The sequence below is a fragment of the Streptomyces sp. SudanB25_2051 genome (genome assembly GCF_964272635.1).
Classification (GTDB): domain Bacteria; phylum Actinomycetota; class Actinomycetes; order Streptomycetales; family Streptomycetaceae; genus Streptomyces.
Window position 1 is genome coordinate 695,163 of the sequence record NZ_OZ186787.1, and the last position, 23,003, is coordinate 718,165.

Sequence of the window (23,003 nt, forward strand, 5' to 3'; positions counted from 1 at the left end):
GTCCACGCGGCCGGCCCGGGGCCGTGCGCGGGGACGGAATCAGCCGAGGGTGCCGTCGCCGGTCCTGAGCCGCACGTGCGAGCCGTCGCGCCCCTTGACGACCTCCAGTTGGGCGGGGATGCGGCGGCGCAGGTCGGGGACGTGGCTGACGATGCCGACGCTGCGGTCCCGTTCGCGCAGCGAGTCCAGGACGTCCAGCACCTCGTCCAGGGTCTGGTCGTCCAGGCTGCCGAACCCCTCGTCGATGAAGAGCGTGTCGAGGCGTACGCCGCCCGCCTCGTCAGTGACGACGTCCGCGAGGCCGAGCGCCAGGGCGAGCGACGCGAAGAAGGTCTCGCCGCCCGAGAGCGTCGCCGTGTCCCGCTCGCTGCCGGTCCACGCGTCGACCACGTGCAGCCCGAGCCCGGCCCGCTTGCCGCCGCTGCGGGCGTCGGAGTGGACCAGGGTGTAACGGCCCGAGGACATGCGCTGGAGCCGGGCGGTGGCCGCGGCGGCGACCTGTTCGAGGCGGGCCGCCAGGACGTACGACTCCAGGCGCATCCGCCGCTCGTTCTCGGCGGACGTCCCGGCGGTGAGGGCGGCGAGCCGGGCCACCCGGTCGTATTCGACGCGCAGCGGGCCCAGCGAGCGGACCTCGTCCGCCACGCGCGCGGAGAGCCGCTCCAGCGCCTCGCACCGCTCGCGGTGGGCGGCGAGCCGCGCGGTCGCGGCGCGGACGGCGTGTTCGGCGGCCTCGTGGGCGGCCTCGGCCGCGGCGACGTCGGCGGCCGGGCCCTCGGCCGCGGCGCGGGCGGCGGCGTCCGCGAGGCGGTCGGCGACCACGGCGGCCTCCGCCTGCCAGGCGTCCACCCGGCGCTGGAGGGCACGCCGTTCGGGCTCGGCGAGGAGGGCGTCCACCGCGGCGGCCGGAGTGGCGAACCCGGCGCGGTAGGCGGCGTCCGCGAGCCGCCCGTCGGCCTCCTTCAGGCGCCGCGCGGCCGTTTCGACGGCGCGTACGGCGTCGGCGGCGGCGTCCAGCGCGGCGGCCTCCCGCTCCAGCGCCGCCGTCCGGGCCGCGACGGTGCCGCCGCCGTCCCCGAGGACGCGGGCCAGGTCGGCCCGGCGGTCGGCCTGTTCGCGGTCGAGGGTGTCGCGGCGGGAGGCGCGCGCGGCGGACCGCGTCTCCAGCAGCCGGCGCTCCTCGACGCGGCGGGCGTGCTCGCGCTCGGCCCGGTCGAGCTCCTCGCGGGCGAAGGCGCTGTCGGCGGCGAGGGCGCGCGCCTCGGCGTGCTCCCGCTCCAGCCGGGCGACGAGCTCCTCCAGTTCCGCGACGGACGGGCCGCCCGGCGGTTCGGTGCCGCGGGTGCCCGACGGCTCGCCGCCGCTCGGCCCGCCGTCGTGCCGTGCCTCCTGCGCCGCGGCGTTGAGGGCTTCCTGTACGCGGACGACGTCCCGTTCCGCGGCCGTGCGGGCCTCGGCGGCGCGCGTGTGCGCCTCGTACGCCGTCTCCTCCGCCGCGCGGTCCACATGGTCGGCGGTGGGCCGTGCGGGCGCCGGGTGCTCGGCGGAGCCGCACACCGCGCAGGGGTTGCCGTCGGTGAGGTGCGCGGCGAGCTCGGCCGCGATGCCGCGCAGTCGGCGTTCGCGCAGGTCGAGCCAGGTCTCGTGGGCGGCGTTCGCGGTGTCGCGGGCGGCCGCGTACCGGGCCTGGGCGGCGGCCAGTTCGCCGGTGAGGGCGTCGCGGCGGCGGGCGGCGTCCCTGCGGCGGCGGGCCGGGGCGAGCTGTCCGGAGAGGTGCTCGGCCCGGGTGGCGGCCTCGCGGGCGGCGTCCACGCGCGCGAGGAGGGCGCCGCGGGTGTCGTCCCAGCCGTCCAGCCAGGCGGCGGTCTCCAGCAGGGCCTCGTCGTCGGCGCGGGCCTGCCGTTCGAGGTCGGCGCGTTCGCGGGCGATCTCCGCGAGCCGCTGTTCGGCACGGCGGGCCGCGTCCAGGCCGCCGAGTTCCTCCCGGCGGGTCCGGGCGAGGCGCGCGAGGGCCTCCGTGCCCGCGTCGGCGAGGTCGGCGGGCAGGCCGGGAAGGGCGAGGAGCGCGGTCCGGGCGCGGTCGTGGCCGGCGCTCGCCGCGGCGTGCTCGCGCTCGGCCTGGCGGCGCTGGTCGAGCGGTCCCGCGACCCGTTCGGCCTTGCGGGAGGCGTCGAGGCGGGCCTGGTCGGCGTCGTGGCCGGCGCGGCCCGCCTCCAGGGCGGCGGCGCGGCGGCGGGCGTCCTCGTGGCGTTCGCGCAGGGCGGCGAGCTCGCGCTGCCCGTCCAGGGCGCGGCGGGCGGCGGTCTGCCGTTCCTCGGCGGCGGTGAGGGCGAGGCGGGCGGCGTCGAGGGCTTCGCGGGCGCCGGAACGGGCGACGGCGGCCCAGTCGAGGACGGCTTCGGCGAGGCCGGGGTCGCCGGGTTCGCCGTCGGGCGCGGGCCAGTCGGCGGCGGCGTCACCGGCGGCCTGGGCCATGCGGTGGGCGAGGGCGAGGAGCCGCTGGTCGCCTTCGCGGACCCGCTGCTCGGCGGCGCGGCGCAGTTCGGCGAGGCGCTCCTCGACGGCGGCGAAGCGGCGGGTGTCGAACAGCCGGCCGAGGAGCTTGCCGCGCGCCTCGGCGTCGGCGCGCAGGAAGCGGGAGAAGTCGCCCTGCGGCAGCAGCACGACCTGGCAGAACTGGTCGCGGCTCATGCCGATGAGCTGGGCGACCTCCTCCCCGATCTCCTGGTGCGAGCGGCTGAGGTCCTTCCAGGTGCCCGTCCCCGGGTCGTATTCGCGCAGCCAGGACTGGGCCTTCTCGGTGGTGAACCCGCTGCCCCGCTTCTTGGGCCGGGGCTGGGCGGGCCGCCGGGTGATCTCCAGGCGTCGGCCTGCGACGGTGAGGTCGAGGACCACCTCGGTGGCCGTGCCGGCGGGCGCGTGGTCGCTGCGCAGCGTGGTGCCGGGGGCCTGGCGGGCGCCGGGGACGGAGCCGTAGAGGGCGAAGCAGACCGCGTCGAGGACGGAGGTCTTCCCGGCGCCGGTGGGGCCCTGGAGGAGGAAGAGGCCGGCGGAGGAGAGCGTGTCGAAGTCGATCTCCTGGGTGGTGCCGAAGGGGCCGAAGCCGGTGACGCTGAGCCGGTGGAGCCTCACCTGCCCACCTCGCGTTCGCGTACGGCGAGGTCGGCGCGTACGTCGTCGAAGGCGCCGCGCAGGGCGGCCCGCTCGTGGGCGTCGGGGCCGGCGCCGCCGCGGACGTGGGTCACGAAGTCCTCCGCGATCTGCTGGTCGGTGCGGCCGCGCAGGCGGCGGGCGTAGGAGAGGAGGTCGTCGGAGGTGTCGGCGCGCTCGGGTTCGAAGACGAGGCTGAGCGTGTGGGGGAAGCGCCGGGTGAGCCGGGCCATGGGCTCGGCGGGGCGCACCGGGTCGGTGAGGGTCGCCTCGACCCAGGCGTCCTCGTGGCGGTCGAGGGCCGGGTCGGCGAGGAGGTCGTCGATGCGGCCCCGGACGCGGGCGAGGGGGCGCGGGACGGGGCAGTCGATCCGTTCGGCGGCGACGGAGCCGTCGGGGGCGAGGTCGACGAGCCACATGGTCTTGCGGTGCCGCCACTCGGAGAACGAGTAGGCGAGCGGCGAGCCGGAGTAGCGGACGCGGTCGGTGAGGGCCTGGGCGCCGTGGAGGTGGCCGAGCGCGGTGTAGTCGACGCCGTCGAAGACGCCCGCGGGCACGGAGGCGACGCCGCCGACGGTGATGTCCCGCTCGCTGTCGCTCGGTTCGCCGCCCGTGACGAAGGCGTGGGCGAGGACGACGGAGCGGGTCCCCTCGGGGCGGGTGGCGAGATCGGCGCGCACGCGGTCCATGGCGGCGGTGAGGACGGCTTCGTGGCCGGTCCTCGGGGCGCCGAGGCGTTCCCGTACGAGGGCGGGTTCGAGGTAGGGCAGCCCGTAGACGGCGACGTCGCCGTGCGGCGGGTCGGGCAGGAGCACGGGGGTGCCGATGCCGTCGGGGTCGGTCCGCAGATGGACGCCGGCGCGGTCGATGAGCCGGGCGGCGACGCCGAGGCGGCGGGCCGAGTCGTGGTTGCCGGAGATCATCACCGTGGGGACGCCCGCCTCGGCGAGCCGGTGCAGGGCGCTGTCGAACAGCTCGACGGCGGCGAGCGGTGGCACGGCCCGGTCGTACACGTCGCCGGCGACGAGGACGGCGTCCACGTCGTGGTCGTGGACGGTGGCGACGAGGTGGTCGAGGAAGGCGGCCTGGGCGTCGAGGAGGCTGACGCGGTGGAAGGACCGGCCCAGGTGCCAGTCCGATGTGTGCAGAAGTCTCACGTTCCGCTCCGCCCCCTGTGTGCCGCTCGTACCGCTGCCGCCGCCGCGGTCGCGCCGGCGCCGGCGGGCGGTGCCCGCGTGGCCGTGCCGTCCGCCGCCCGGACCGGTAGGCAAGTCTGCCATCCGTACGGGGCGGCCTCGCGCGCCGGTGGGGCGGCGGCCGGTGGGGCGCGGCCCCGCCCCGGCGCGCGGGCGTCAGGCGTCGCCGTACGCCTCGCCGCCGAGCTCCAGGGTCGCCGTGCCGGCGGTGGCGTCGGCGAGCCAGCCCCGGAAGGCGTCCACGTCCGCGTCGGGCAGACCGACCTCGATGCGTACGGCGTCGGCGTACCGCACGTCGCGGACGGAGCGGCCGGTGGCGCGCAGGTCGTTCTGGAGCTTGCCGGCCCGCTGGTGGTCGACGGTGACGGTGGCGAGGCGGAAGCGGCGGCGTGTGACGGTGCCGATCGCGTCGAGGGCCTCGCCGACGACGCCGCCGTAGGCGCGGATGAGGCCGCCGGCGCCGAGCTTCACCCCGCCGTAGTAGCGGGTGACGACGACGGCGACGTACCGCACGTCGCGCCGCAGCAGCATCTGGAGCATCGGCACACCGGCGGTGCCGCCCGGCTCGCCGTCGTCGCTGGCCTTCTGCACGGCGGCGTCGGCGCCGATCACGTACGCGAAGCAGTTGTGGGTGGCGGTGGGGTGCTCGCGGCGGACGCGGGCGACGAAGTCCTGCGCCTCCTGCTCGGTCGCGGCGGGGGCGAGCGCGCAGAGGAAGCGCGAACGGTTGATCTCGATCTCGTGGACGCCTTCGCGGGCCACCGTCAGGTACTGCTCCTGCATCCCGCCACCCTAGTCGCGGCCGCGTCCCGCCCCTTCGGCGGCGTCGCGGGCCGCCTGCTCGGCGAGGCGGCGGTGGGCCTCGTCCCAGCTGAGCGGCAGAGCGTCGGTGGTGGTCTCCCAGAAGGTGAAGGTGGAGCCGCGCATGGTCGACCGGAGGTCCTTCATGATCCCGCGGTGGGGTTCGGCGCGGGCGTAGGCGTACACGGCGTCGCGGTCCTGCCAGGCGGAGAGCGTGTAGAAGGTCCGCTTGAGCGGCCGGGCGACCAGCGAGGCGCCGTAGACGCCGGGGGCGCTGTTCACCTGGCGCCAGGCGGCCAGCGACTTCAGGAAGAAGCGCGGCACGTCCGCGAGGGAGCGCACCTCGAAGCGGGACGCCATCACGACGGCGGGGGCGTGCGCGGGCACGGGGTGGGGCGTGGTCCAGGGCAGGGTGGGCATGACGGGTCCTCTCGGCGGCGCGCGCGTGAACGGCGCGGAAACAGACATGGATAGTGGCACTACCTATATCTAGATAGTGCCACTATCCATGTCGCGCGTAAAGGGGTGACGGAATGCCGTGCGCCTTAGCCTGGTTGATCACGAGGCAGCAGCCCCCGGCAGTCAGGAGACGGCACGTGTACGGCGACACCGAGACCATCCGCAGGATCCTCACCGAGTCCGGCGACACCTGGGCCGTCGTGGGCCTGTCCACCAACCGCTCCCGCGCGGCGTACGGCGTGGCCGCCGTCCTCCAGCGGTTCGGCAAGCGCGTCGTCCCGGTCCACCCCAAGGCGGAGACCGTGCACGGCGAGAAGGGGTACGCGACGCTGGCGGAGATCCCGTTCCCGGTGGACGTCGTCGACGTGTTCGTCCACAGCGAGCTGGCCGGCGACATCGCGGACCAGGCCGTGGCCAAGGGCGCCAAGGCGGTCTGGTTCCAGCTGGGCGTGATCGACGAGGCGGCGTACGCGCGCACCACCGCGGCGGGCCTCGACATGGTCATGGACCGGTGCCCGGCCATCGAGATCCCCGCGCTCGGCCTGGGCTGACGCCCTCGGAACGGGGAGAGCGCGGCGCCAAGGCCCCTTTCGGCGCCGTCCCGGCTACGCCCAGCCGTGCTCCCTGCGAGTGCGGCGGGCCACCGTGTCGATGACGACGGCGGCCAGCAGCACCCCGCCCGTGATCATGAACTGGACGGCGGGCTGGATGCCCAGGAGGGACATCCCGGAGGCGATCGACTGGATGACGAGCATGCCCAGCAGCGCGGCCCAGGTGGTGCCCCGGCCCCCGAAGAGGCTGGTGCCGCCGATCACGGCCGCGGCGATGGCGTTCATCAACAGCAGGCCCGACCCCGACGTCTGGCTCACCGACGTGATCCGGGAGGCCAGGAACAGCCCGCCGATCGCCGCCATGGTCCCCGACAGCATGAACACCGAGATCCGCACCCGGACGACGTCGATCCCGGCGCGCCGGGCCGGTTCGCTGCCCCCGCCCAGGGCGTACACCTTACGCCCGTAGCGGGTGCGGCGCAGCACCAGGTCGAGGCCGGCCACGACCAGCAGGAAGCACAGCAGGGCCAGCGGCAGTCCCTGGAACCGGTTGAGCACGTGCGCGGCGGAGAACGCGATGAGCGCCACCACCCCGGTGCGCACCGCGATCTCGGTGAGCGGGCGGTGCGGCATGCCGGCCGCCCTGCGCCGCCGCCGGTCCCGGTAGTACACGAGGAAGCACAGCACGGACCCGACCGCCGCGAGGCCGTACGCCGCGGCGACCTCGTGGAAGTAGTGGCCGGTCAGTTCGCCGATCAGGCTCCGCTCGTCCAGGTTGACCGTGCCGCTGGTGCCCAGCACGTACAGCATCAGCCCGTTCCAGCCGAGCAGCCCGGCGAGGGTGACGACGAAGGCGGGGGCTCCGATCCGCGCGATGAAGTAGCCGTGCAGGGCGCCGATGGCGGCGCCGCAGAGCACGGCCGTCAGGATGGCCAGCCACTCGGCCATGCCGTGCCGCACGTTCAGCACGGCGAACAGCGCCGCCGACAGGCCGCTGACGGACCCGACCGACAGGTCGATCTCCCCGATCAGCAGGACGAAGACGATCCCGACGGCGATCATGCCGGCGCCGACGATGTCCACGCTGAGGTTGGACAGGTTGCGGGGGGCGAGGAAGTTGGCGTTGAGGATCTGGAAGACGGACCAGATGACGAGGACGGCGACGACGACGGGCAGCGCGCCCAGTTCGCCCTTGGTCAGCCGGCGGCCGACGGCCTCCGCGCCGCCGCCGAGCGTCCGCCGCAGGCCGTTCACCGTCCCGCTCCGCGCGCGTGCGGGGGGCGGCGGGCGGTGCCCGGTCCCGGGTGGCTGGTGACTCCGGTGATGGAGGAGATGATCTGCTCCTGCGATGCGGTGCTGACGTCGAAGAAGCCGTTGTTGCGGCCGAGGTGGAGGACGGCGACGCGGTCCGCGACCGCTTTGACGTCGCCCATGTTCTGGCTGACCAGCAGCACCCCGGCGCCCCGGTCCCGCAGGGTCTCCACCAGGTCGAGGAACCGGCTGGTCTGCTGGACGCCGAGGGGAGCCGTGGGCTCGTCGAGGAGGAGCAGCCGGGGCTCGCCGATGAGCGAGCGGGAGATCGCGACGGTCTGCCGCTGGCCGCCCGACAGGGACGCCACCCGCGCCCGCAGGTCCGGCATGTGGATGGAGAGTGAACCGAGCAGGTCGCGGGCCCTGCGCTCCATCTCCACCTCGTCCAGCAGGCCCGCCCGGCGCAGTTCGCGGCCGAGGAACAGGTTGCCGACGACGTCGAGGTTGTCGCACAGGGCCAGCGCCAGGTCCTGGAAGACCGTGGCGATGCCCAGGGCGTGGGCGTCGTGGGGCCGCCGCACCCGCACGGCGCGGCCCTCCCACCGGATGACCCCCTCGTCCGCGGGGGCGACCCCGGCGATGACGTTGACGAGGGTGGACTTCCCGGCGCCGTTGTCGCCCATCAGGGCGACGATCTCCCCTGCCCTGATCTCCAGCTCCACATCGGCGAGCGCCTCGACGGCGCCGTACCGCTTGCGGATGCCGCGCAGGGACAGCAGCGGCGGGACCGGCACCGACCATCACCTCCTTCTCCCCGACGACACGGCGGGCCTCCGACCGGGCGGCGGTCCCGGCGGCCCGGGGCCCTTCACGAGCGGGCCCGCGGCCCGTGCGGCGGTCCCGGCGGCCGCGCGGGCCCGGTGGCGCACGCGGTGAGCCCGATTACACGGTGAGTCCCGCCTTCGCGCACGCCGAGGCGTACTTCGGAGTACAGATCTGCCCGATCGTGTACATCCCGTCCCGTACGACCGTCTCCCGCACGTTCCCGGCGGTGACGGCTATCGGCGCGAACTGCAGGGCCGGCACGCCCCGCAGCGTCGCCTGGCCGCCGCCCTGCGGGGCGATGGCGTTCGGCGGGTCGCCGCGGCCGAGCGCGACGGCCATCTCGGCGGCGGCCTCGGCCATCGGTTTGAACGGCTTGTACACCGTCATGTACTGCTCGCCGCTGATGATCCGCTGGATGGCGCCGAGGTCGGCGTCCTGCCCGGTGACCGGCGGCAGCGGGTCGATGAAGTTGGCCTTCAGCGCGGAGACCACACCGCCGGCGAGGCCGTCGTTGGCCGCGTACACCCCGTCGATGCTGCCCGCGCCGAGCGCGGCGATGGCGCCGGCCATGTTGGCGTGGGCGATCTCCGGGCGCCAGCGGTCCGTGTCGTACGACTTGGCGATCCGCACCCGCCCGTTCAGCGCCTCCCGCGCCGCCCGTTCGAGGGCTGTGGCGTTGGGGTCGGCCGGGTCGCCGTTCATCATGACGATCTGCCCGCCGTCCGCCTCGGGACCCATCGCCTCGAGCAGGGCCTCGGCCTGGAGGCGGCCGATCTGGCGGCCGTCGAAGGAGACGTACCCGGAGATCGGGCCGTCGGCGAGGCGGTCGTACGAGACGACGGGGATGCCCGCGTTGGCGGCCCTGGTCACCGCGGAGCTGAGCGCCCGCGAGTCGACGGGGTTGAGGACGAGCACGTCGACCCCCGCCGTGATCATCGAGTCGACCTGCTGCTTCTGCGCCGCGACGCCGCCTTCGGCGTTGGCGTAGTCGACGGTGCAGCCGGGGCAGATCTGGTCGACCTTCGCCTCGATCAGCGGCCGGTCGAAGGTCTCCCAGCGCGCGGTGTGGGTGTCGGGCAGCAGCAGTCCGATGCGCGGGGTGAACTCGGTGAGCGTGGGGCTCGGCCCGCCGTCCAGATGCGCCTGCTCGGCGGTGCCGCAGCCGGCGAGCGCCACGGCGAACGCCAGGGCGGCGGCGGCCGGCCCGGAGCGCGGCCCGCCGGACCTCCGGCGGAGGGGTGTACGCGTTCGGGACACCCCGAGGGCCGGAGCCCGCCGCGGGGTCCGGAGGGCCGTGCGCGGCCTCGTACGACGGAACACGTCCCTCACCCTCCTTCCTTGGCGGAGCCGACGCGCCTCGAGCCGGACGGGGCGGGGCCCGCCGCCTCCTCCGGCACGGGCCCGGGCGCGCCGCCGCCGGCCGGGCCCGGTTCGCGGGTGACGACGAACTCGCTCCACACCTGCTTGCCGCCGCTGACCGGGACCGAGCCCCAGGACGACGACATGGCCTCCACCAGGAAGAGGCCGCGCCCCCCGGTCGACTCCCAGTCGGCCATCACGGGCTTGGCGGGCGCCCTGGGCGAGGCGTCGGTGACGGCGATGCGCATCCGGTCCCCGGCGAGCGTCAGATCGAGGCGTACGGCTCCCTGGGTGTGCACCAGGGCGTTGGTGACCAGCTCGGAGACGACCAGCAGCGCCGCGTCCGCCTCCTCGCTGACGCCCCAGGCGCGCAGGGTGCGGGCGGTGAAGCGGCGGGCGTGCATGACGGCGTCGGGCAGCCGCCACACGGTCCAGCCGGTGCGGATCGGCGGGACGCCCATCCCGTCGTAGCGCATCAGCAGCAGGGCGATGTCGTCGTCGCGGCGCGTCCCGTCGCCCAGCAGCCGGTCGGCCATGCGGCCCGCGTCACGCGGGTCGGCGTCGGAGAGCAGGTCCCGCATCCGCAGCATGCCGTCCTCCAGGTGGAGGCTGGAGGACTCCACGAGGCCGTCGGTGAGCAGGGCGAGGACCGTGCCGGGGGCGAGGCCGACGGCGGTGATCGGGTAGTCGGAGTCCGCGAGGACGCCGAGCGGCAGGCCGCCCTCGGTCTCGACCTCCTCGGTGGAGCCGTCGGGGTGGCGCAGCAGCGGGGCGAGGTGTCCGGCGCGGACGATCCAGGTCTCCCCCTCCTCCATGTCGAGTTCGACGTAGCAGCAGGTGGCGAACAGGTCGGTCTCCATGCCGACGAGCAGCCGGTTGGCGTGCGAGACGACGACGTCCGGGGGGTGGCCCTCGACGGCGTACGCCCGGATGGCGGTGCGGATCTGGCCCATGATGGTGGCCGCTCCGGCGCTGTGCCCCTGGACGTCGCCGATGACGAGGGCGACGCGGCTCTCGGAGAGCGGGATCACGTCGTACCAGTCGCCACCGACCTCCAGGCCGACCATGGCGGGCAGGTAGCGGGCGACGGCCACTCCCCCGGCCAGCTCGGGCAGCCGGCGCGGCAGCAGGCTCCGCTGGAGGGTGGTAGCCAGTTCGTGCTGGGCGTCGAAGGCGTGGGCACGGCGCAGGGCCTGGCCGACGAGGCCGGCGGTCGCGGTCAGCAGGGACCGCTCCTCCGCGCCGAACTCGTGCGGCTTGTCCCAGCCCGCGAGGCAGGCGCCGATGACACGGCCCTCGGCGGGCAGCGGCAGCAGGGCGAGGCCGCCGGGGCCGACACCGGCGAGGGCCGGTTCGACGTCGGCCCCGGCCGGGACGAGCCCGACCCGCACGTCCCGGAGTGCCGCGGCCAGCGTGGGCAGGGACCGCAGCGGCGTGTCGGGCCACTCGGAGCGCCATTCGGAGCGCCAGATCTCCGGCCACGCGGTGGCCTCCGGCGGGTCGAGGACGGTGACGACGAGCCGGTCGGCCTCCAGACCGGCGACGGCGACGCGGTCGGCGCCGACGAGCGGGTCGCGCAGGGCGCCGACGACGACCCGGGCGACGTCGCGGGCGGTCATGGTGGCGGCGAGGGACGCCGACAGCCGCTGCACGAGGGACACCTCGTCGGTGCCGGGGCGCAGCGAGGACGCGTCGACGACGATGCCGAGGACGCGTTCGGGCCGTCCGGCGGGGTCGTGCAGGACGCGGGAGCGCAGCCGCAGCCAGCGCAGGTCGCCGGTGGGGCGGCGGACGCGGAACTCCAGTTCCCGGCCGGCCGATGTGCTCTTGCCCGGCTCGACCAGCGACATCAGGGCGGGCAGGTCGTCGGGGACGGCGTGCGCGAGGAGGGTCTCGACCCGGCCGTCGAAGTCCTCGGGCGCGATGTCGACCAGTTCGAGCATCCGCATGTCGGCGGTGATCCGGCCGGTGTGGAGTTCGAGGGTGAACGATCCGAGGCGTTCGGCGTCGAGGGCCTGACCGGGCATCAGCTGGTACCGGATCTGCGACGGGCCCTCCCGGCGCGGCACCGACCCCTCCGGGACGATCCCGCCGGCGCCGCTCGCCACGGTGTACGCGGTCGCCGCCTCGCCGCCCGCCTCCATGCGGGCGGCGACCTGCTCGGCGTACAGCTCCATGAAGCCGCGCCGGTCCGTGTCGAAGCCCCGGCCGGTCTCGTCGACCACGACGAGGCAGCCGAGCCGCCGGTCGTCCGCGCCGACGGGCAGCACCCCCAGGGCCGCGTCGGGCCGTACGCCCTCGGGGACGGCCTCCCGGCGCGCGGCGAGTTCGGCGGCGGTGGGCCACAGGGGGCGGCCGCTGCGGAAGACGTCGGCGACGGCCGACCGGCCCGACACGGCGTACCCGCCCGGCCAGCCCGGCAGCGTCCCCGACCGGTCGGCGGGCCCGGCGAGGCGCAGTTCGCGGCCGCCCTCGCTGGGGACGTACACGGCGGCGAGGGTCGCGCCGGCGAACATCAGGGCGCGTCCGGCCCCGGCCGCGGCCCCGTACGGGCGCACGGCGCCGGGGGCTCCGCCTGCGAGGTCAGCCCGCAGTCCCGGAGCCCCAGCCGCGGTGCCACCCTCGCTGGTCACTTCGCCATCCACCTCACCCTCCATACTGGGCGTTCCCGCCGAAAAGGGGCCAGTCAGGCGGTCCGGCGGGGTGGCGCGCGGCACCGGCGGTCGCCCGGCCCGCGGAGGCGCGGGGCGGACCGGCGGGCTCGGGGAGGCCCGGCTCAGGGACGGGGCGCGGCGGGCGGTCCGACCGCGGGTGCCGGACACCCCGCCGACGGGCCGCGGGGGCTCGGGGCCGTAGGGGTCAGTGGCCTTCCCAGGCCGCCAGCGCGGCCAGCTGCGCGGCGGTGACGTGCTCCGGGATCGGCACGGGCGGGGGTGTACGCAGCGGCGGCTGCCAGCCGTTCTCGGCGTCCCAGCGGCGTACGACACGGGCCGGCGCGCCGGCGACGACCGCGTGGTCGGGGACCTCCCCCCGGACGACCGCCCCGGCGGCGACCACGACGTTCCGTCCGATACGGGCGCCGGGCAGGACCACCGCTCCGGTGCCGAGCCAGCAGCCGGGGCCGATCTCGACGGGCGCGGAGCGGGGCCACTGGCGGCCGATCGGCTCGTGCGGGTCGTCGTAGCTGTGGTTGGTCGAGGTGATGTAGACGTACGGCCCGCAGAAGGTGTTGGCGCCGATGGTGACCGGCGCGTCCGCCACGACATGGCTGCCGCGCCCGAGGACGACGCCGTCGGCGAGGGTCATCACCGGGTCCGGGCCGAGGTCGAGGCCGGGCAGCATGCCCGCGCTGAGCGTGACCTGCTCGCCGATGATGCAGCAGGAGCCGAGCTCGATCCACGGCTCGCCGAAGACCGTGCCCAGCGGGAAGGCCAGCCGCGTGCCCTCGCCGATCCGGCGGAAGCGCAGCGCTCCGGGCCGTTCGGCGGTGACGGAGCCGGTCTCCTGCACCCAGCGCCAGCCGCGGTGCACCGCCGCCGTCAGCGCACGGCGGCGCCACGCGGCGAGCGACGAAAAGGAGAACGTGTTTCTGTTCCTGGGCACCCGGACACGGTAGTGGGCCGGATCGGCGCCGGTGAGGGCGCGGGGCTGTGATGTTCGCCCCACCGGCCCCGCACCGTCACCCGTGCCCTACGGTTCCTCCTGGGCGTGACGACGAACCCAGCGCACGAGGAGCACGGAATGACGCAACGGCCTTTGATCACCGCGGTGGGCGGCAAGCGGCCGGAGGTGGCGGAGAGCGCGTTCGCCGCGCCCACGTCCGTCGTGGTCGGCGAGGTCACCATGGGGCCGGGCGCGAGCGTCTGGTACCACGCCGTACTGCGCGCGGACTGCGGGCCGATCGTCCTCGGCGCGGACAGCAACATCCAGGACAACTGCACGGTGCACGTCGACCCCGGCTTCCCCGTGACGGTCGGCGAGCGCGTCTCGGTCGGCCACAACGCCGTGCTGCACGGCTGCACCGTGGAGGACGACGTCCTGGTGGGGATGGGCGCCACGGTGCTCAACGGCGCGCACATCGGCGCGGGCTCCCTGATCGCCGCGCAGGCGCTGGTCCCGCAGGGCATGCGGGTGCCGCCGGGTTCGCTCGTGGCGGGCGTCCCCGCGAAGGTGAAGCGGCAGCTGACCGACGAGGAGCGCGAGGGCATCAAGGTCAACGCCGCGATGTACCGGGACCTCGCCCGGGCGCACCGCGAGGCGCACGCCGCACAGGCCTGACCGGCACCTCCGCGGCGCACGCCCGGTGCCCGTCCCCGCTCGGAGGCCGCGCCCCGGTGCGCACCGCGCCGGGGCGGGCCGGGCGGTCAGGGGGCGGGGACGGGCTCCGGGGCGGCAGCGGCGGCGCGCTCGGCCTCGGACTTCTCGGTGGCCTTCCGGGCGCGGTGCCTCAGCACCAGCATCGAGGTCAGGCCGATGGCCACGGCGAGGACGAGGCCCAGCCAGGAGAACCGCTTCAGCCACGCCTCGGCGACGACGCCGACGGAGTAGACGACGGCCGTGGTGCCGCCCGCCCAGAGGATGCCGCCGAAGACGTTGGCGATGAGGAACTTCCAGTACGGCATGTGGAGCACGCCCGCCAGCGGCCCGGCGAAGATCCGCAGCAGGGCGACGAACCGGCCGAAGAAGACGGCCCACATGCCCCACTTCTCGAAGGACCGCTCGGCCATGGCGATGTTGGCCTCGCTGAAGTGCTTGGGGAACTTCCCGCCGAGCCAGGCCAGCAGGGGCCGTCCGCCCTTGCGGCCGATGGCGTAGCCGATGGAGTCGCCGATGATCGCCCCGGCGGTGGCGCAGGCGCCCAGGATGTACGGGTTGATGTCCCCGTGCTGGGAGGCGAGGAGCGCCGAACTGACGAGGACGATCTCACCCGGCAGCGGGATGCCGAGGCTTTCCAGCCCGATCACCACACCCACCAGGATGTAGATGCTGACCGCCGGGACGGTCTCGAGCCACTCCTGGACGTGCAACGCCGGTTCCTCCGTATCGACGAGTGACCTCTGGGGCCAGGCAGCCTACCGGGTCGGACGGGACGCCCCGCGCCGCACGGGGAGGCGGGGCCAGGGGAGGAGACGCGGAGGCGGCGGCGGAGGTTGCGCCCCGGCACACCCGCTTCCGGCGGGGCCTCGGGGGGCGGTCACGGCGCCGTACGCGGGCAGGTGGCGCGACGGGGGGGGTGACGGTGCCGTACCGGGCGGGTGGCGCGACGGGCGGTGCTGGCGCCGTACCGGGCGGGTGGCGTACGAGGCGGGGGCCGCCCGCAGGAGCCGTACGCGCGCACCGGCCGCGCCGCTCTCGCCCATGGAGCCGCCCGCCCGCGGCCGGGTGGGGCCACGGGCGGGCGGCGAGGGGGCGGCGCGGCGCCCGGCGGTCAGGAGTGGGGGCGCAGGGTCCAGGTGATGGTCATCTCACCGGTGACGGCGCCGTCCTCGCGGGTGATCTCCACGAGGACCGGGAACTCCGGGCGCTGCCCCGCGTCGAGCTCGGCGACGACGTCGGCGCGGGGGCGGCCGAGCGTGGCGGTGGCGGTGACCACGCCCATCGCCAGCTTCTTGTAGCCGATCTCCGCCTTGACGGCGAGCGGGACGGCGCGGCCCATCTGGTCGCCGAAGGCACCGATGACGATGGCCCCGCTGGCCGACTCGCCGAGGGTGAACATCGCCCCGGCGTGCGGGCCGCCGACGTGGTTGTGGAAGTCCTTCTGGTCGGGCAGGCGCAGGACGGCCCGCTCGGCGGTCGCCTCGACGACCTCCAGGTTCAGGGTCCTGGCCATCGGGACGGTGGCCAGCAGCATCTCGCCGATGTTCGGCATCGTGTCGGACATGCGCCCGAAGTTACCAGGCAGTAGTTTGGGCGTGAACCCTCCGGCGGGGCCCGGGCATGGCACCGGCCACCCCTCCCCTCTATGGTTACAGCCCATGTGGCCAGGACAGCAGCCGCCCGGGGGCGAGCAGAACCCGCAGGACCCGAACGCGCAGAACCCCTATCAGCAGCCGGGGTATCAGCAGCCCAATCCGTACCAGCAGCCCGGGTACCAGCAGCCCGGCTACCCGCAGCAGCCGGGTTACCAGCAGAACCCGTACCAGCAGCCGACCGTGCCGCAGTACGCCGTTCCCGGGCAGCCGCCCGGCCCGCCCGTACCGTCGGGCGGCGACAAGAAGAAGACGACCGTCGTCGCCATCGCCGCGGCCGTCGTCGTCCTCGCGGCGGCCGGGGTGACCGGCTTCCTGGTCCTCGGCGAGGACGAGAAGCAGGACACCGCGCAGGGCGGGACCGCGCCGTCCCAGAGCGCCGCCGCGCCCTCGGCGCCGATGGCGCCCCCGCAGTCGCCCACCGAGAACCCGCGTGACGGCTCGACGGCGCCCCAGGCGTCCATACCGGGCTGGAAGGTCGTCCACAACCCGAAGCGGGACACGCTCTTCGACATCCCGCCGGACTGGGAGGTCATCGGCTCGGGTGTGGCCACGGGCTTCGAGGACGAGAAGGCCGGCGACGGCACGCCCGTCGTCACCATGTCGGCGCCCGGCCGCTACAAGAGCGAGTGGTGCACCTTCGACGACGACAAGGACGGCACCCCGGAGACCTGGAGCCTGGCCACGGCCGGCACCAAGGGCGGCCAGGGCGCGAAGAACACCGCCGAGGCGGCGTACAACGAGGCCGGCAGCTGGGTGTGGGCCGGATACGCGCAGACCGAGCCCAAGGGCACGGTGAAGATCACCAAGGCTGTGCCGTACACGACGAAGTCCGGCCTCAGCGGCCATGTCGCCACGGCGACCGCGCTCAACACCAAGCACGAGAACAAGTGCGACACGGACGGCAAGTCCATCGCGTTCTCCTTCAAGAACGCCAAGGGCGACTTCGTCTCCTGGGTGATGTACGCGAACACCGGCATCAAGGACGAGGTCCCCGAGGCCACGATCCAGAAGATCCTCAGCACGGTCCGGCTGAGCACGCCGGCCTCGTAACCCCCTCCCGCGGCGCCCGGCCGCGCGGCACCCCGCCCCGCGGGCCCCGGCCGGGCACCGGGGTTTCATGGCGCTTCGGCCCTTTCTGACGGTTAATCCGTTTGTCGGCGGGGGTCTCCACCGGAGATAGTCCCGGATGTGAGAACCCCCGCCGCACTCTCCCGCCTCCGTCCCGGCCGCCGCCCGGAGTGGGCGGGCCGCAATTACGTGCTGCTGACCGCAGCCGCCCTCATCACCAGCCTGGGCTCCCACGGCGCCCTGGTGGCGGGGGCGTTCGCCGTGCTGGAGTCCGGTGGCGACGGCGGCGACGTGGGGCTGGTCGCCGCCGCGCGGACCCTGCCGCTCATGCTCTTCCTCCTCGTCGGCGGCGCCGTCGCGGACCGCCTGCCGAGGCACCGCGTGATGGTCGCCGCCAACACCGTCAGCGGCGTCTCGCAGGCCCTCTTCGCGATCCTCGTCCTCACCGACCGGGCGCAGTTGTGGCAGATGATGCTGCTGAGCGCGCTGTGCGGCACGGGGCAGGCGTTCTTCAACCCGGCCGCCGAGGGCATGCTGATGTCGAGCGTCCAGGGCGACCAGGTGAACCGCGCCTTCGCCCTGTTCCGCATGACCATGAGCGGCGCGGCCATCGGCGGGGCCGCGCTGGGCGGCGCGATGATCGCCGCGTTCGGGCCGGGCTGGGTCCTCGCGATCGACGCGGCCGCGTTCGCCGTGGCCGGTGCGATGCGGGCCTTCCTCGACGTGAGCCACATCCCCGAGCGGGCCTCCGGCGGCGGGCTGCTCGCCGATCTGCGGGAGGGCTGGCACGAGGTCGTCAGCCGCCCCTGGCTGTGGTCGATCGTCGCGCAGTTCTCCGTCGTGGTCGCCGTCGTCGGGGCCGCCGAGTCGGTGTACGGGCCGCTGGTGGCGAAGGAATCACTGGGCGGGGCCCGGCCCTGGGGGCTCGCGCTCGCCGCGTTCGGCGTGGGCACGGTCGTGGGCGCGCTGCTGATGATGCGCTGGAAACCGCGCCGGATGCTGCTGGTGGGCACGGTGTGCGTGTTCCCGCTCGCCCTGCCGTCGGCGGGGCTCGCGGTACCGCTGCCCGTGGGCGCGCTCGCGGCGGTGATGCTGGTGTCCGGCGTCGCGATCGAGGTCTTCGGCGTGGCGTGGATGACCGCGCTCCACCAGGAGATCCCGGAGGAGAAGCTGTCGCGGGTCTCCGCGTACGACTGGTTCGGCTCGACGGCGATGCTGCCGCTGTCGACGGCGATCGCGGGCCCCGTCGCCGACGCCGTGGGGCGTCCGCAGGCCCTGTGGGGGTGCGCCGCGCTGATCCTGGTGGTGACGGCGCTGGTGCTGCTCGTCCCCGACGTGCGGAACCTGACGCGGCGTACGAAGCCGGTGCCCGCCGACCGCCTGGAGAAGCCGTCCGCCGCCGCGTCGGACCCGGACCCGGCGCCGGCGTAGCGCGCGCCGCGCCGGGCCGGCGGACACGGGACGCCCCGCCGCGCCCCGCCCGGCGGACACGGGACGTCCCGCCGCGCCCGGTCAGCCGATGCCGAACGCCCCGCCGGGCGGCTCCGGTGACGGCACGGCGTCGACGTCCCGTACGGCCGACGCGTCCGCGGTGAGCCGCGCCAGGGCCGGGCCGTGCTCGACGCGCGCGGGGAACGCGTCGGCGGCCGTCCGGCGGGCCAGCCGCGCGGTGTCGAGCGGCGTGTCCGACGCGACCAGCACCACGTTCCCGAACCGCCGGCCGCGCAGCACCGCGGGCTCGGCGATCAGGGCCAGCTCGCCGAACACGGCGGCGAACGTCGCGAGCTGGGAGCGGAGGAACGCGAACGGCGCCCCGTCCGCGAGGTTCGCCGCGTACACGCCGCCGGGCCGCAGCACCCGGGCGACCTCGTGCGCGTACTCGACGGACGTGAGGTGCGCGGGCACCCGCGAGCCGCCGAACACATCGCCCACCACCAGGTCCGCCGACCGCGCGGGCGCCGCCCCGAGCCACGCCCGCGCGTCCGCGCCGTGCACGGTGATCCCCGACCCGGCCGGTACGGGCAGGTGCTCGGCGACCAGCGCCAGCAGCCCCCGGTCCGCCTCCACCACCTCCTGCCGCGAGCCCGGCCGGGTCGCCGCGACGTACCGGGGCAGGGTCAGCGCCCCGCCCCCGAGGTGGACCACGTCGAGCGGGGCGCCCTCGTCGGCCGCGGTGTCCACGACATGGGCGAGGCGCCGGGCGTACTCGAACTCCAGATGCGTCGGGTCGTCGAGGTCGACGTACGACTGCGGCGCGCCGTCGACGGTCAGCAGCCAGGCCCGCTCCCGGTCGATGTCCGGCATGAGCTTGGCGGTGCCGCCGTCGACGGCGCGGAGTACGGGTACGGGCTCGTTCACCGCCCCATTCTCCCAGCCGCTCCCCCGGCGCCCCGGCGGGCTACAGCACCTCGTCCACGGTGCCCGCGCCGACCGTGCGGCCGCCCTCGCGGATCGCGAAGCCGAGCCCCGGCTCCAGCGGCACGTCCCGGCCCAGCTCGACGGTCATGGCGACCGTGTCGCCGGGCCGGGCGACGGCCGCCTCGCCCAGGTCCACGTCGCCGACCACGTCGGCGGTGCGGATGTAGAACTGCGGCCGGTAGCCCGTCGCCACGGGCGTCGCCCGGCCGCCCTCGCGGGCCGACAGGACGTACACGCGCGCCGTGAACCGGCGCCTGGGCACGACGCTCCCCGGCTCGGCCACCACATGGCCGCGGCGGACCGCGTCGCGCGGCACCCCGCGCAGCAGCAGCGCCACGTTGTCCCCGGCCTGCGCGGCGTCCATCGGCTTGCCGAAGGTCTCCAGACCGGTGACGACGGTCTCCGTGCCGGCGCCGATGACCTCCACGCGGTCGCCGACGCGCACGGTGCCGCGCTCGACGGCGCCCGTCACGACGGTGCCCCGGCCGGTGATGGTGAGCACGTTCTCGACGGGCATGAGGAACGGCGCGTCCACGTACCGCACCGGCATCGGCACGTACGTGTCGACCGCGTCGAGCAGCGCCTCGATCGACGCCGTCCAGCGCGGGTCGCCCTCCAGGGCCCTCAGCCCGGAGACGCGGACGACCGGCACGCAGTCGCCGCCGTAGCCGTGGGCGGTGAGCAGCTCGCGGACCTCCAGCTCCACGAGGTCGGTCAGCTCGTCGTCGCCCGCGTCCGCCTTGTTGAGGGCGACGACGATGTGGTCGACGCCCACCTGGCGGGCGAGCAGCACGTGCTCGGCGGTCTGCGGCATGATCCCGTCGAGCGCGGAGACGACGAGGATCGCCCCGTCGAGCTGGGCGGCGCCGGTCACCATGTTCTTGACGTAGTCGGCGTGGCCGGGCATGTCGACATGGGCGTAGTGGCGGGTGTCGGTCTCGTACTCGACGTGCGCGATGTTGATGGTGATGCCGCGCCGCGCCTCCTCGGGCGCCCGGTCGATCCGGTCGAACGCGACGTAGGAGGTGGCGCCGCCGGAGCGCTCGCTGAGGACCTTGGTGATGGCCGCGGTGAGGGTGGTCTTGCCGTGGTCGACGTGACCCATGGTGCCGATGTTGAGGTGCGGCTTGGTGCGCACGTAGGCCGTCTTGGACATGACGGGGTGGTTCCTCTCCGGAACTCGAAGCGTGTGCGGGGACCCCTCGGCCTTGCCGACCCTCCCCCTGCGGGGTCCGCCGGACGATCCGGGAAGGGTCAGCTTCGGGCGCCGTCCAGGACGATGGCGGCAGCCTTCGGCGCGTCCGCGACTGCGGACGGCGCTGCGAGGAAGGCGTACCGGGACATGCGGACGATCCTGCCGTGACCACTCGCGCGCGTCGAGCGAATTTCCCCGGCCGTATCCCGCTGCCGGCGCCACGCGACCGGCACGTCCTGCGGGCGGGTGTGCGCGTGTGACCGTGCGTACCCGTGGGGCGGGCCGCGCGGTCGGGTGGGCGGGATGCGGCGCCGGTCACGGTGGGGCCCGCCCGTCGTCGGTTACGCTCCCCGGATGCTCGAGCCCGCCGTCCGGCCCCAGGCCGGTTTCGCCCTGCGCTGCTCCCGACTCCTGCTGTCGCCCTGGTCGCGGCTGACGCTGCTCGTGGTGCTGCTCGCGTGCGCCGGGGCGCTGGTCGTGGCGTACGAGCCGCACCGCGTCCTGGCGGGCGGGGGCTGGCCGCCGCAGGTGGGCGGGGCGGGCGCCGTCGTGCTGTTCGGCGTCGCGTACGGGCTGTGCACCGCGGCGTTCGTGCCGCGGCCCGTGCTGAACCTGGCGTCCGGCGCCCTCTTCGGCACGCAGGCGGGGCTCGCCGCGGCCGTCGCGGGGACCGTCCTCGGCGCGGGCATCGCGTTCGCGCTCGGGCGGGCGCTGGGGCGCGACGCGCTGCGCCCGCTGCTGCGCGGCCGCTGGGTGGAGGCGGCCGACGGGCAGCTCAGCCGGCACGGGTTCCGTTCGACGCTGGCGATCCGGCTCTTCCCCGGCGTGCCGTTCGCGGCGGCCAACTACGGGGCGGCGCTCTCCCGCATGCGGTACGCGCCGTTCCTGCTGGGCACGGGGCTGGGCTGCGTACCGAACACGGCGGCGTACGTCGTCGCCGGGAGCGAGGCGGCGTCGCCGACGTCTCCGGCCTTCCTGCTGTCGGCCGGGTTCATCGTGGTCAGCGTCACGGCGGGCGCCGTGGTGGCGTGGCGGAAGCGGCACCGGATGCGCGCGTCCGCCGTGTCCTGACACCGCTCCACGACACCGGATGATCACCCTCCGTTCACCGGGAAGCGATACGCTGCACCGACCCAAACGACCGCACACGCACATTTCGGGACGGCCCTGGCCCCATGAATTGGTTCGAATCGCTCATCCTCGGACTCGTCCAAGGGCTGACGGAGTTCCTCCCGATCTCCTCCAGTGCCCATCTGCGCCTCACCGCCGCCTTCGCCGGCTGGCACGACCCGGGCGCCGCGTTCACGGCGATCACGCAGATCGGCACCGAGACGGCGGTCCTGATCTACTTCCGCAAGGACATCGCCCGCATCGTGACGGCGTGGTTCCGGTCGCTGACCGACAAGTCGATGCGCTCCGACCACGACGCCCGCATGGGCTGGCTGGTGATCGTCGGGTCGATCCCGATCGGTGTGCTGGGCGTCACGCTGAAGGACCACATCGAGGGCCCGTTCCGCGATCTGCGGCTGATCGCGACGACGCTGATCGTGCTGGGCATCGTGCTCGGTGTGGCCGACCGGCTGGCGGCGCGCGCCCAGGAGGGCGGCCGGCACCGCGCGGCGCCGGAGCGCAAGACGCTGCGGGACCTCGGCGTCAGGGACGGCCTGATCTTCGGCATGTGCCAGGCGATGGCGCTGATCCCGGGCGTCTCCCGGTCGGGCGCGACCATCAGCGGCGGGCTGTTCATGAACTACACGCGTGAGGCCGCCGCCCGCTACTCCTTCCTGCTGGCGATCCCCGCCGTGCTGGCCTCGGGCCTGTTCGAGCTGAAGGCCGTCGGCGAGGGCCATGTGGCGTGGGGGCCGACGGTCTTCGCCACGGTCATCGCCTTCGGTGTGGGCTACGCGGTCATCGCCTGGTTCATGAAGTTCATCTCGACCAAGAGCTTCATGCCGTTCGTGATCTACCGGATAGTGCTCGGGCTGGTGCTGTTCGCCCTGATCTGGCTGGGCGTCCTCGCGCCCGACGCGGGTCAGCCCTCGCACTGACGCGCGGCGCGCGGGCGGCGCCGGGTGCGGGGCGGCGCGCGTGCGGGGCGCCCCGGGCCGCGCGGGCCCGTCCGGAGCCGGGACGTGGGAATCGTCACGGTGCGTGGCGGGTCACAGCGGATGGTCCGATCTGCCCCTTAGTCTTGTCCCATGTCCAAGCCCGCGTTCGACCCCGCCATGCCCGCCCCCGACGCCGACGCCCTGAACCGGGCGATCCGCGAACTGTGGGCGCGCTCGGGCGGACGCCTGTCGGCCGACGAGCAGCGGATCTACCAGGCCCTCGTCCTGAAGTGGGCCGCCGCGCAGGCGGGCGACGTCGGCACCGCCGCGTAGCCCTCGCACTCCACCGGCACCGGGCCGCCCCGCTTCCCGCGGGGCGGCCCGACGCGTGCCCGGCGCGGCTGCCGGGCCCGCCGCGCGTCCGGCCGCCCACCGTCCCGCCGCGGCCTGCGATCAAGCGGCGTGCGGGGCACCCTGGGGGTATGCCCTGGCAAGCGCCCATCGTCGTGCACCGGCCCACCCCGAGCGGCGGCCGCCGCGTCACCGCGCGCGGCCGCATCCTCGGGCTGGCCCACAACGACGCCGACCTCGTCGAGTTCCTCCGCCGCGCCGGTCTGGACGAGACCGGCATCGACCTGGACGATCCGCACCTGGTGGAGTGGCGCGGCGGGCGCGCCCACCAGTGGGAGGCCGCCTGACCCACCCGTACG

The 23,003-nt window shown here is 75.2% G+C and carries 21 protein-coding genes; 8 read left to right on the forward strand and 13 right to left on the reverse strand.

The features are described 5' to 3' along the window. Positions 1-39 precede the first annotated feature (39 nt). The 4 genes from ACSUPT_RS03040 to ACSUPT_RS03055 all read right to left on the reverse strand — a co-directional run bounded on the left by ACSUPT_RS03040 (position 40) and on the right by ACSUPT_RS03055 (position 5,567). Positions 40-3,132 (reverse strand): AAA family ATPase, encoded by a 3,093-nt coding sequence (locus ACSUPT_RS03040; protein WP_436943418.1) that lies wholly within the window; start codon positions 3,130-3,132, stop codon positions 40-42. Next, on the reverse strand, positions 3,129-4,307 hold the full coding sequence (locus ACSUPT_RS03045) for an exonuclease SbcCD subunit D (RefSeq protein ID WP_403503069.1): 1,179 nt from the start codon (positions 4,305-4,307) through the stop codon (positions 3,129-3,131). Before ACSUPT_RS03045 ends, ACSUPT_RS03040 begins: the two co-directional genes overlap by 4 nt. 195 nt (positions 4,308-4,502) lie before the next feature. Beyond that, positions 4,503-5,129 (reverse strand): YigZ family protein, encoded by a 627-nt coding sequence (locus ACSUPT_RS03050; RefSeq protein ID WP_436943419.1) that lies wholly within the window; start codon positions 5,127-5,129, stop codon positions 4,503-4,505. Between the two features lie 9 nt (positions 5,130-5,138). After that, complete coding sequence (locus ACSUPT_RS03055) at positions 5,139-5,567, reverse strand: DUF3291 domain-containing protein (protein ID WP_361664298.1); 429 nt, start codon at positions 5,565-5,567, stop codon at positions 5,139-5,141. A gap of 176 nt (positions 5,568-5,743) precedes the next feature. Here ACSUPT_RS03055 and ACSUPT_RS03060 point away from each other — a divergent pair, with 176 nt between their 5' ends. Further along, complete coding sequence (locus tag ACSUPT_RS03060; protein WP_351967237.1) at positions 5,744-6,157, forward strand: CoA-binding protein; 414 nt, start codon at positions 5,744-5,746, stop codon at positions 6,155-6,157. Between the two features lie 54 nt (positions 6,158-6,211). Here ACSUPT_RS03060 and ACSUPT_RS03065 read toward each other — a convergent pair whose 3' ends face one another. The 5 genes from ACSUPT_RS03065 to ACSUPT_RS03085 form a co-directional block, all read right to left on the reverse strand. Then, on the reverse strand, positions 6,212-7,411 hold the full coding sequence (locus ACSUPT_RS03065; RefSeq protein ID WP_351967238.1) for a sugar ABC transporter permease: 1,200 nt from the start codon (positions 7,409-7,411) through the stop codon (positions 6,212-6,214). Next, positions 7,408-8,202, reverse strand: a complete 795-nt coding sequence (locus ACSUPT_RS03070) for an ATP-binding cassette domain-containing protein (protein WP_351967239.1) — start codon at positions 8,200-8,202, stop codon at positions 7,408-7,410. Before ACSUPT_RS03070 ends, ACSUPT_RS03065 begins: the two co-directional genes overlap by 4 nt. A 148-nt stretch (positions 8,203-8,350) precedes the next feature. Then, positions 8,351-9,490 carry a sugar ABC transporter substrate-binding protein gene (locus tag ACSUPT_RS03075; protein WP_351967240.1) on the reverse strand — a complete coding sequence of 380 codons (1,140 nt, stop codon included), beginning with the start codon at positions 9,488-9,490 and terminating at the stop codon, positions 8,351-8,353. Positions 9,491-9,558: 68 nt separating this feature from the next. Next, entirely contained in the window at positions 9,559-12,108 is a 2,550-nt protein-coding gene (locus ACSUPT_RS03080) for a SpoIIE family protein phosphatase (RefSeq protein WP_436946163.1), read from the reverse strand. Between the two features lie 343 nt (positions 12,109-12,451). Then, on the reverse strand, positions 12,452-13,195 hold the full coding sequence (locus tag ACSUPT_RS03085) for an acyltransferase (protein ID WP_351967241.1): 744 nt from the start codon (positions 13,193-13,195) through the stop codon (positions 12,452-12,454). Between the two features lie 138 nt (positions 13,196-13,333). Between ACSUPT_RS03085 and ACSUPT_RS03090 the strand changes: the two genes are divergently transcribed. Beyond that, the gene (locus tag ACSUPT_RS03090; RefSeq protein ID WP_351967242.1) at positions 13,334-13,870 is read left to right on the forward strand and encodes a gamma carbonic anhydrase family protein; all 537 of its coding nucleotides are present in this window, start codon (positions 13,334-13,336) and stop codon (positions 13,868-13,870) included. An 86-nt stretch (positions 13,871-13,956) separates the two neighbouring features. Here the strand turns inward: ACSUPT_RS03090 and ACSUPT_RS03095 are convergent, their stop codons facing one another. Together ACSUPT_RS03095 and ACSUPT_RS03100 are read right to left on the reverse strand one after the other, a co-directional pair. Beyond that, on the reverse strand, positions 13,957-14,619 hold the full coding sequence (locus ACSUPT_RS03095; protein WP_351967243.1) for a DedA family protein: 663 nt from the start codon (positions 14,617-14,619) through the stop codon (positions 13,957-13,959). Between the two features lie 401 nt (positions 14,620-15,020). Then, entirely contained in the window at positions 15,021-15,473 is a 453-nt protein-coding gene (locus tag ACSUPT_RS03100) for a DUF4442 domain-containing protein (protein WP_351967244.1), read from the reverse strand. Positions 15,474-15,567: 94 nt separating this feature from the next. Here ACSUPT_RS03100 and ACSUPT_RS03105 point away from each other — a divergent pair, with 94 nt between their 5' ends. Both ACSUPT_RS03105 and ACSUPT_RS03110 read left to right on the forward strand, forming a co-directional pair. Beyond that, positions 15,568-16,614: a hypothetical protein gene (locus ACSUPT_RS03105; RefSeq protein WP_351967245.1), complete on the forward strand. Its 1,047-nt coding sequence runs from the start codon at positions 15,568-15,570 to the stop codon at positions 16,612-16,614. Positions 16,615-16,752: 138 nt separating this feature from the next. Continuing rightward, positions 16,753-18,063 carry an MFS transporter gene (locus tag ACSUPT_RS03110; protein ID WP_436943420.1) on the forward strand — a complete coding sequence of 437 codons (1,311 nt, stop codon included), beginning with the start codon at positions 16,753-16,755 and terminating at the stop codon, positions 18,061-18,063. Positions 18,064-18,144: 81 nt separating this feature from the next. On the opposite strand, the gene ACSUPT_RS03115 is transcribed toward ACSUPT_RS03110, so the two are convergent. Further along, the gene (locus ACSUPT_RS03115) at positions 18,145-18,990 is read right to left on the reverse strand and encodes a spermidine synthase (protein ID WP_399219997.1); all 846 of its coding nucleotides are present in this window, start codon (positions 18,988-18,990) and stop codon (positions 18,145-18,147) included. A gap of 40 nt (positions 18,991-19,030) precedes the next feature. Beyond that, on the reverse strand, positions 19,031-20,206 hold the full coding sequence (gene tuf / locus ACSUPT_RS03120; RefSeq protein ID WP_436943421.1) for an elongation factor Tu: 1,176 nt from the start codon (positions 20,204-20,206) through the stop codon (positions 19,031-19,033). A gap of 393 nt (positions 20,207-20,599) precedes the next feature. Between tuf and ACSUPT_RS03125 the strand changes: the two genes are divergently transcribed. The 4 genes from ACSUPT_RS03125 (at position 20,600) to ACSUPT_RS03140 (ending at position 22,991) form a co-directional block, all read left to right on the forward strand. Beyond that, entirely contained in the window at positions 20,600-21,316 is a 717-nt protein-coding gene (locus ACSUPT_RS03125; RefSeq protein WP_361664320.1) for a TVP38/TMEM64 family protein, read from the forward strand. A 104-nt stretch (positions 21,317-21,420) separates the two neighbouring features. Then, a complete protein-coding gene (locus ACSUPT_RS03130; protein ID WP_351967250.1) occupies positions 21,421-22,293 on the forward strand; it encodes an undecaprenyl-diphosphate phosphatase in 873 nt (290 codons plus the stop codon). Between the two features lie 150 nt (positions 22,294-22,443). Continuing rightward, on the forward strand, positions 22,444-22,626 hold the full coding sequence (locus ACSUPT_RS03135) for a hypothetical protein (protein WP_351967251.1): 183 nt from the start codon (positions 22,444-22,446) through the stop codon (positions 22,624-22,626). 149 nt (positions 22,627-22,775) lie between these two features. Continuing rightward, positions 22,776-22,991: a hypothetical protein gene (locus tag ACSUPT_RS03140; protein WP_351967252.1), complete on the forward strand. Its 216-nt coding sequence runs from the start codon at positions 22,776-22,778 to the stop codon at positions 22,989-22,991. Positions 22,992-23,003: the final 12 nt, after the last annotated feature.

What these genes read in the sequence shown, in the direction of transcription:
- ACSUPT_RS03050 (WP_436943419.1), bottom strand. Translation starts at nt 5,129, where the DNA reads ATGCAGGAGCAGTACCTGACGGTGGCCCGCGAAGGCGTCCACGAGATC.
- ACSUPT_RS03055 (WP_361664298.1), bottom strand. Translation starts at nt 5,567, where the DNA reads ATGCCCACCCTGCCCTGGACCACGCCCCACCCCGTGCCCGCGCACGCC.
- ACSUPT_RS03080 (WP_436946163.1), bottom strand. Translation starts at nt 12,108, where the DNA reads ATGTTCGCCGGCGCGACCCTCGCCGCCGTGTACGTCCCCAGCGAGGGC.
- ACSUPT_RS03090 (WP_351967242.1), top strand. Translation starts at nt 13,334, where the DNA reads ATGACGCAACGGCCTTTGATCACCGCGGTGGGCGGCAAGCGGCCGGAG.
- ACSUPT_RS03100 (WP_351967244.1), bottom strand. Translation starts at nt 15,473, where the DNA reads ATGTCCGACACGATGCCGAACATCGGCGAGATGCTGCTGGCCACCGTC.
- ACSUPT_RS03105 (WP_351967245.1), top strand. Translation starts at nt 15,568, where the DNA reads ATGTGGCCAGGACAGCAGCCGCCCGGGGGCGAGCAGAACCCGCAGGAC.
- tuf (WP_436943421.1), bottom strand. Translation starts at nt 20,206, where the DNA reads ATGTCCAAGACGGCCTACGTGCGCACCAAGCCGCACCTCAACATCGGC.
- ACSUPT_RS03125 (WP_361664320.1), top strand. Translation starts at nt 20,600, where the DNA reads ATGCTCGAGCCCGCCGTCCGGCCCCAGGCCGGTTTCGCCCTGCGCTGC.
- ACSUPT_RS03130 (WP_351967250.1), top strand. Translation starts at nt 21,421, where the DNA reads ATGAATTGGTTCGAATCGCTCATCCTCGGACTCGTCCAAGGGCTGACG.
- ACSUPT_RS03135 (WP_351967251.1), top strand. Translation starts at nt 22,444, where the DNA reads ATGTCCAAGCCCGCGTTCGACCCCGCCATGCCCGCCCCCGACGCCGAC.
- ACSUPT_RS03140 (WP_351967252.1), top strand. Translation starts at nt 22,776, where the DNA reads ATGCCCTGGCAAGCGCCCATCGTCGTGCACCGGCCCACCCCGAGCGGC.